The sequence below is a fragment of the Micromonospora sp. ABR4_055 genome (assembly GCF_056160425.1).
In genome coordinates this window covers 1-7030 of the sequence record NZ_JBSWXD010000238.1, presented here as the reverse complement: position 1 = coordinate 7030, position 7030 = coordinate 1, and the positions used below count along the sequence as shown (strand labels likewise).

Annotated in this window: 7 protein-coding genes; 5 read left to right on the top strand and 2 right to left on the bottom strand. The window is 72.0% G+C overall.

Going from position 1 to position 7030, the window contains the following annotated elements:
- Positions 1–57: 57 nt before the first annotated feature.
- The gene (gene aspS, locus ACXAHD_RS30670; protein ID WP_289212724.1) at positions 58–1878 is read right to left on the bottom strand and encodes an aspartate--tRNA ligase; all 1821 of its coding nucleotides are present in this window, start codon (positions 1876–1878) and stop codon (positions 58–60) included.
- Positions 1879–2028: 150 nt separating this feature from the next.
- Between aspS and ACXAHD_RS30665 the strand changes: the two genes are divergently transcribed.
- The gene (locus ACXAHD_RS30665) at positions 2029–3264 is read left to right on the top strand and encodes a cation:proton antiporter (protein WP_475054939.1); all 1236 of its coding nucleotides are present in this window, start codon (positions 2029–2031) and stop codon (positions 3262–3264) included.
- Positions 3265–3300: 36 nt separating this feature from the next.
- Here the strand turns inward: ACXAHD_RS30665 and ACXAHD_RS30660 are convergent, their stop codons facing one another.
- Positions 3301–3912, bottom strand: coding sequence for a YdeI/OmpD-associated family protein (locus tag ACXAHD_RS30660; protein WP_281554525.1), 612 nt, complete (start codon positions 3910–3912; stop codon positions 3301–3303).
- 251 nt (positions 3913–4163) lie between these two features.
- Here ACXAHD_RS30660 and ACXAHD_RS30655 point away from each other — a divergent pair, with 251 nt between their 5' ends.
- The 4 genes from ACXAHD_RS30655 to ACXAHD_RS30640 form a co-directional block, all read left to right on the top strand.
- On the top strand, positions 4164–4466 hold the full coding sequence (locus tag ACXAHD_RS30655; protein WP_123601150.1) for an urease subunit gamma: 303 nt from the start codon (positions 4164–4166) through the stop codon (positions 4464–4466).
- A gap of 8 nt (positions 4467–4474) precedes the next feature.
- A complete protein-coding gene (locus ACXAHD_RS30650) occupies positions 4475–4906 on the top strand; it encodes an urease subunit beta (RefSeq protein WP_475054936.1) in 432 nt (143 codons plus the stop codon).
- A complete protein-coding gene (locus ACXAHD_RS30645) occupies positions 4903–6639 on the top strand; it encodes an urease subunit alpha (RefSeq protein WP_475054935.1) in 1737 nt (578 codons plus the stop codon). The genes ACXAHD_RS30650 and ACXAHD_RS30645 overlap by 4 nt, the downstream gene beginning before the upstream one ends.
- 41 nt (positions 6640–6680) lie before the next feature.
- Positions 6681–7030, top strand: a 350-nt coding sequence (locus tag ACXAHD_RS30640; RefSeq protein WP_475054933.1) for an urease accessory protein UreF, incomplete at its 3' end; no start/stop codon positions are given.

Here is a 7030-nt window from a genome sequence, read left to right as displayed (position 1 = left end):
GTCCACGGGCGTGCGAAACGCCCGTGGACCCGGCCCGCGAGGGTCAGGGTCGTCGGATCAGGAGGGTTCGACCGGGGCGGCCACCCCTGCCGTACCGGCGGCCGGGGTCGGCGCGACACCGGCCGGCGGCTTCGGCTTGGCGTCCACCCCGGCCTCCGCGCGCTGCTGCGCGGTGATCGGCGTCGGTGCCTGGGTCAGCGGGTCGAACCCGCCGCGCGTCTTCGGGAACGCGATCACCTCACGGATCGAGTCCACGCCGGCCAGCAGCATGCAGATCCGGTCCCAGCCGAACGCGATGCCGCCGTGCGGCGGCGGGCCGTACTTGAACGCCTCCAGCAGGAAGCCGAACTTGTCGGCCGCCTCCTGCTCGCCGATGCCCAGCAGGTCGAACACCCGCCGCTGCACGTCGGCGCGGTGGATACGGACCGAGCCGCCGCCGATCTCGTTGCCGTTGCAGACGATGTCGTACGCGTACGCCAGGGCCTCGCCGGGCGCGCCGTCGAAGCGGTCCAGCCACTCGTCGGTCGGCGAGGTGAACGGGTGGTGCACCGCCGTCCAGCCGCCCTCCTCCGTCGGCTCGAACATCGGCGCGTCCACCACCCAGCAGAACGCCCACGCGCTCTCGTCGACCAGGTTGGCCCGCCGGGCGATCTCGATCCGGGCGGCGCCGAGCAGTTCCTGCGCCTCCCGCCGGTTGGTCGAGGCGGCGAAGAAAATCGCGTCGCCGGGCTTGGCGCCGACCGCGTCGGCCAGCCCACCCAGGTGCTCGGCCGACAGGTTCTTCGCCACCGGGCCGCGCGGTTCGCCGGTCTCGGCGTCCAGCACCACGTACGCGAGGCCCCGCGCGCCGCGCGCCTTGGCCCAGTCCTGCCAGCCGTCGAGCTCCTTGCGGGTCTGCGCGGCACCGCCGGGCATCACCACCGCACCGACGTAGCCGCCCGCGTCGATCGCCCCGGCGAACACCCGGAACGCCGTGCCGCGCAGGTAGCCAGTCAGCTCGGTCAGCTCCACGCCGTAGCGCAGGTCCGGCTTGTCGGAACCGTACCGGTCCATCGCCTCGTGCCAGGTGATCCGCGGCACCGGCCCGGTGATCTCGTGCCCGGCCAGCTCGCGCCACAGCGCGCCGACGATCGACTCGCCCAGCTCGATCACGTCGTCCTGGGTGACGAACGACATCTCGATGTCAAGCTGGGTGAACTCCGGCTGCCGGTCGGCCCGGAAGTCCTCGTCGCGGTAGCAGCGGGCGATCTGGTAGTACCGCTCCATCCCGGCGACCATCAGCAGCTGCTTGAACAGCTGCGGCGACTGCGGCAGGGCGTACCAGGTGCCGGGCTGCAGCCGCACCGGCACCAGGAAGTCGCGGGCCCCCTCCGGGGTGGACCGGGTCAGCGTCGGGGTCTCGATCTCCACGAAGTCACGGTCGTGCAGCACCGTACGGGCGATCTGGTTGGCCCGCGACCGCAGCCGCAGCGCCCCGGCCGGACCGCTACGCCGCAGGTCCAGGTAGCGGTACCGCAGCCGCACGTCGTCGCCGGCGTCGACCTGGTCGTCGATCGGCAGCGGCAGCGGCGCGGCCTCGGACAGCACGGTCAGCTCGGTCGCGGTGACCTCGACCTCGCCGGTGGCCAGCTCCGGGTTGTCGTTGCCCTCCGGGCGACGGTCCACGACGCCGGTCACCCGTACGCAGAACTCGTTACGCAGTGCGTGGGCCAGCTGCATCTCCTCGCGGAACACCACCTGCGCCACGCCGGAGGCGTCGCGCAGGTCGACGAAGATGACCCCGCCGTGGTCGCGCCGGCGGGCCACCCACCCGGCAAGCGTCACCGTCGTGCCGGCGTGCGTGGCGCGCAGGCCGCCGGCGTCATGGGTACGAATCACGGCACGGAACTCCTCATCGCGGGTACGGGACTGCTTCCGCATTGTGTCAGCCCGTCCGGTACCGGTCCGCGCCGATCCCGACCCCGCCGGCACGTACCATCACCGGGCCCGACACCATCACCACCGCTCGCCGCCGGTCCCGGAGTTCACATGCTGCTGCTGAGTTTCGCCGCCGTACTGCTACTCGCCGTGCTGGTGTCGGCGCTGGCCCACCGCACCATCCTGTCCACGGCGGCGTTGTTCCTGGTGGCCGGCTTCCTACTCGGGCCGCAGACCACCGGCGTGCTGGACGTGCAGGCCGACTCGTCGATCGTCAACACCCTCGCCGAGCTGGCGCTGTTCGCCGTGCTGTTCACCGACGGGATGCGGGTCGGCTGGCAGGACCTGCGCTCCGCCTGGCGGCTGCCCGGTCGGGCGCTGGGCTGGGGGCTGCCACTCACCCTGGTGATCACCGCGGTGCTGGCCCACTACGTCGCCGGGCTGGGCTGGGCGGAATCGCTGCTGATCGGCGCGGTGCTGGCCCCGACCGACCCGGTGTTCGCAGCCGCGCTGGTCGGCAACGAGAAGGTGCCGTACCGGCTGCGGCATCTGCTCAACGTCGAGTCCGGGATCAACGACGGCCTCGCGTTGCCGTTCGTGATCCTGTTCCTGGCGATCGCCACCGGCTCCGGCGACCTGCACCTCGACGAGCTGGCCACCGAACTCGCGGTCGGCCTGGCCATCGGAGTCGCCGTCCCCGCACTGGCGATCGCCCTGGAACGGACCCGGTGGTTCTCCGCGTCGGCCCTGTACGCGCCGCTCAACGGGGTGGCGATCGGCCTGCTGGTACTGGCGCTCGGGCAGGCCACCCACGGCAACCTGTTCCTGGCCGCGTTCGCCGCCGGCAGCACCATCGCCACCTTCGGCCCGCGTCAGCGGGCCGCGTTCGAGCATTTCGGCGAGAGCGTCTCCGAGTTGCTCAAACTCGCCGCGCTGTTGGTCTTCGGCGCGCTCATCTCGATCGAGTTCCTCGGCGAGATCTCCTGGCCGGGCTGGGTCTTCGCGGTGCTGGCCATCTTCGTCGCCCGGCCGGTGGCGCTGGCGATCGCGTTCATCCGCTCCGGGTTGGCGCCCCGGGAGCAGGCGGCGGCGATGTGGTTCGGGCCGAAGGGCTTCGCCTCGGTGGTGTACGGCCTGATCGTGCTCAAGTCCGGCATCGACGCCGCCGACGAGGTGTTTCACCTGGTCGCGCTGACCATCGTGATCTCGATCCTGCTGCACTCGTCGACCGACGTGGTGATCGCCAACGCCTTCGACGACGAGCGGAAGACGCCGGCCTGGCACGACCGCTTCCGGCGCCCAAGGGCCGACACCAGCCACGGCCCGGATCAGTCGTCGGAAGACTGACGACAGGGTCGCGGCACGCCGGACCGCGTACGGCCATCACGACGTGGCCGACTGCGGCGGCCTGGCTCTCTGCGGGTAGATCGTTTCGTGCCGGGCCAGCATGGCGACGATCTCGCCGATCTTCCGCTCGCGGGTCTGCGCCCGTTTGACGCCAATCACCCGGTTGATGAGGGCAAAACGGTTGGTCCTGGTGAGTACGTCGAACATTGCCTGGGCGGCGGGGTCAGCGGCGATCGCAGCGAGCAGATCGGCCGGCACCACGGCTTCCGAAGGCGGCGCATAGGCGGCCGCCCACCGTCCGTCTCCCTTCGCCGCGTCCACCGCAGCACGGCCGGACGGCATCATCCGCCCCTGTGCCTCCAACCGGGCCACGTGGGCGACGTTGCGCTGTGACCAGGAGCTGCGGGTCCGGCGCGGGGTGAACCGGATCCAGGAAGTCTGCTCATCCCGCTTCCGAGCCTGCCCATCGATCCAGCCGAAGCACAGCGCCTCGTCGACCGCCTGCTGCCAGGTCAGGGTGGTGACTGTGCCGCCCTTCCTGGTCAGGGCGAGCCACACTCCGGGCGATGTGCCGTGGTTGGCCGACAACCACCCGCGCAACGCCTCGGCGTCCGCGACGATCAACTCGTCCAACTCGGCGCTTGCCATAACGGCAGGCTAGCCGGTACGCCGTGGCCGCAGCTTCCGCCCGTTCGGCCGGCTCGACCCTGCCTGGTTGCATCGCACCCGGACTTCGGACGGGCTGCCCTGCGAAGTCGCCGCAGGTGAGCCGACCCGTGCGTACCAGGCCGGACAGCAGGTGACACCCAGACAGCGGATACGCGTACGTAACGTGATTGAAATGTCAGAATGCCAGCATCTGGCACGACCCAGGTCTCGATCGCTCATGGAGGTCCGGCTTGTTTCTCACCCGGCACGAGCAGGAGCGACTGCTCATCCACGTCGCAGCCGACGTGGCCTGGAAGCGCCGTGAGAGGGGCATCCGGCTCAACCACCCGGAGGCGACCGCGGTGATCACCGCCTTCCTGCTGGAAGGTGCCCGGGACGGCCGCAGCGTGGCGGAGCTGATGGAGGCCGGGCGCACCGTGCTCGGCCGCGAGGACGTGCTCGACGGAGTGCCGGAGATGCTCCCCGAGGTGCAGGTGGAAGCCACCTTCCCCGACGGGACGAAGCTGGTCACCGTACACGAGCCGATCTCCTAGGAGCGAGATTGAGCGCACCATCCACGCCGTCGGGCACCGACGGCGGCACAGTCGTTCCCGGTGAACTGATCCCCGGCGACGGGCCGGTCACCCTCCATCCCGGCCGTCCGGTGCTGACCCTGCCGGTCGTCAACACCGGCGACCGGCCGGTGCAGGTCGGCTCGCACTACCACTTCGCCGAGGCCAACCCGGCGTTGAACTTCGACCGGTCCGCCGCGTGGGGCCACCGGTTGGCGGTGGCCGCCGGCACGTCGGTGCGCTTCGAGCCCGGCGTCGACCGGGAGGTCACCCTGGTGCCGTTCGGCGGCCGGCGGATCGTCGCCGGGCTGCGCGGCGAATGCGCCGGCGAGCTGGACGGCCGTGGCCCGACCGGCGATGCGGGCACCGGACCCGGCCCGGCCGACCAGGCGGGCACCGGTGAGACGGGAGGCACGGCGTGAGCACCCTGGACCGACGGCGGTACGCCGCACTGCTCGGCCCGACCACCGGTGACCGGATCCGGCTGGCGGACACCAACCTGCTGATCGAGGTCGAGGAGGACCGCTGCGCGCCGCCCGGCGCCGACGGCACCCCGGCGTACGGCGACGAGGTGGTCTTCGGCGGCGGCAAGGTGATCCGCGAGTCGATGGGCCAGTCCCTGGCCACCCGGGCCGAAGGGGCACCCGACACGGTGATCACCGGCGCGGTGGTGCTCGACCACTGGGGCGTCGTCAAGGCCGACGTCGGCATCCGTGACGGCCGGATCGTCGCGCTCGGCAAGGCCGGCAACCCGGACACGATGGACGGGGTGCACCCCGACCTGGTGATCGGGCCGGGCACCGAGATCATCGCCGGCAACGGCAAGATCCTCACCGCCGGGGCGATCGACAGCCACGTACACCTGATCTGCCCGCAGATCCTGGAGACAGCGCTGGCCAGCGGCGTCACCACCATCATGGGCGGCGGCACCGGGCCGGCCGAGGGCAGCAAGGCGACCACGGTCACCCCCGGCCCGTGGCACCTGGGCATGATGCTCGCCGCGCTCGACCCGTGGCCGGTCAACGTGCTGCTGCTCGGCAAGGGCAACACGGTCAGCGAAGAATCCATGTGGGAGCAGCTGCGCGGCGGCGCCGGCGGGTTCAAACTGCACGAGGACTGGGGCACCACCCCGGCGGCGATCGACGCCTGCCTGCGGGTGGCCGACGCCTCCGGTGTGCAGGTGGCGATCCACACCGACACCCTCAACGAAGCCGGGTACGTGGAGTCCACCCTCGGCGCGATCGCCGGCCGGTCGATCCACGCGTACCACACCGAAGGGGCCGGCGGCGGGCACGCGCCGGACATCATGCGGGTCGCCGCCGAGCCGAACGTGCTGCCGTCGTCGACCAACCCGACCCGCCCGCACACCGTCAACACCCTCGACGAGCACCTCGACATGCTGATGGTCTGCCACCATCTGAACCCGAGCGTGCCGGAGGACCTGGCGTTCGCCGAGAGCCGGATCCGGCCCAGCACGATGGCCGGCGAGGACATCCTGCACGACCTCGGCGCCATCTCGATGATCGGCTCCGACTCGCAGGCGATGGGGCGCGTCGGCGAGGTGATCCTGCGGACCTGGCAGACCGCGCACGTGATGAAGGCGCGCCGTGGCGCGCTGCCCGGCGACGGGCCGGCCGACAACATGCGGGCCCGACGGTACGTGGCCAAGTACACGATCTGCCCGGCGGTGGCGCACGGCGTCGAGGGCGAGGTCGGCTCGGTCGAGCCGGGCAAGCTGGCCGACCTGGTGCTGTGGGATCCGGCGTTCTTCGGCGTACGGCCGCATCTGGTGATCAAGGGCGGCATGATCGCCTGGGCGCAGATGGGCGACGCGAACGCGTCCATCCCGACCCCGCAGCCGATGCTGCCGAGGCCCATGTTCGGCGCGTACGGCACCGTGCCGGCCGCCACCAGCCTGGCGTTCGTCGCGCCGGCTGCGATCGACGCGCTGCTCGGTGACCGGCTCGGGATCCGTCGCCGGCTCGCCCCGGTCGCCGACACCCGGCGGCGGGGCAAGGCCGACATGCCGCTGAACGACGCCACCCCCCGGATCGAGATCGACGCGGACACGTTCACGGTACGCATCGACGGGGAGACGATCGAGCCGGCTCCGGCGGTGGAGCTGCCGATGGCGCAGCGCTACTTCCTGTTCTGACCGCCGGCGATGATGACGATGTGTCACGCCCGGACCCGCCGATGAGCGGGCTCGCCACGCTGCTGGTGCTGGCCGATGGCCGGTTGCCGGCCGGCGGGCATGCCCACTCCAGCGGGCTGGAGGCGGCCGTCGTCGCCGGCCGGGTCCGTGACCTGGCCGGCGTGGCGGCGTACCTGACCGGCCGGCTCACCACCGGTGGGCGTACCGCCGCCGCGTTCGCGGCCGCGGCTGCAACAGCCGCGACCGACGACGGGGCCGGCCCTGGCCGGCTGGACGCGCTCGACGACGGTATCGACGCCCGCACCCCGTCGCCCGCGCTGCGCCGCGCGTCGCGGGCACAGGGCCGGGCGTTGCTGCGCGCCGGACGGGGCATCTGGGCGCTGCCGGCGGG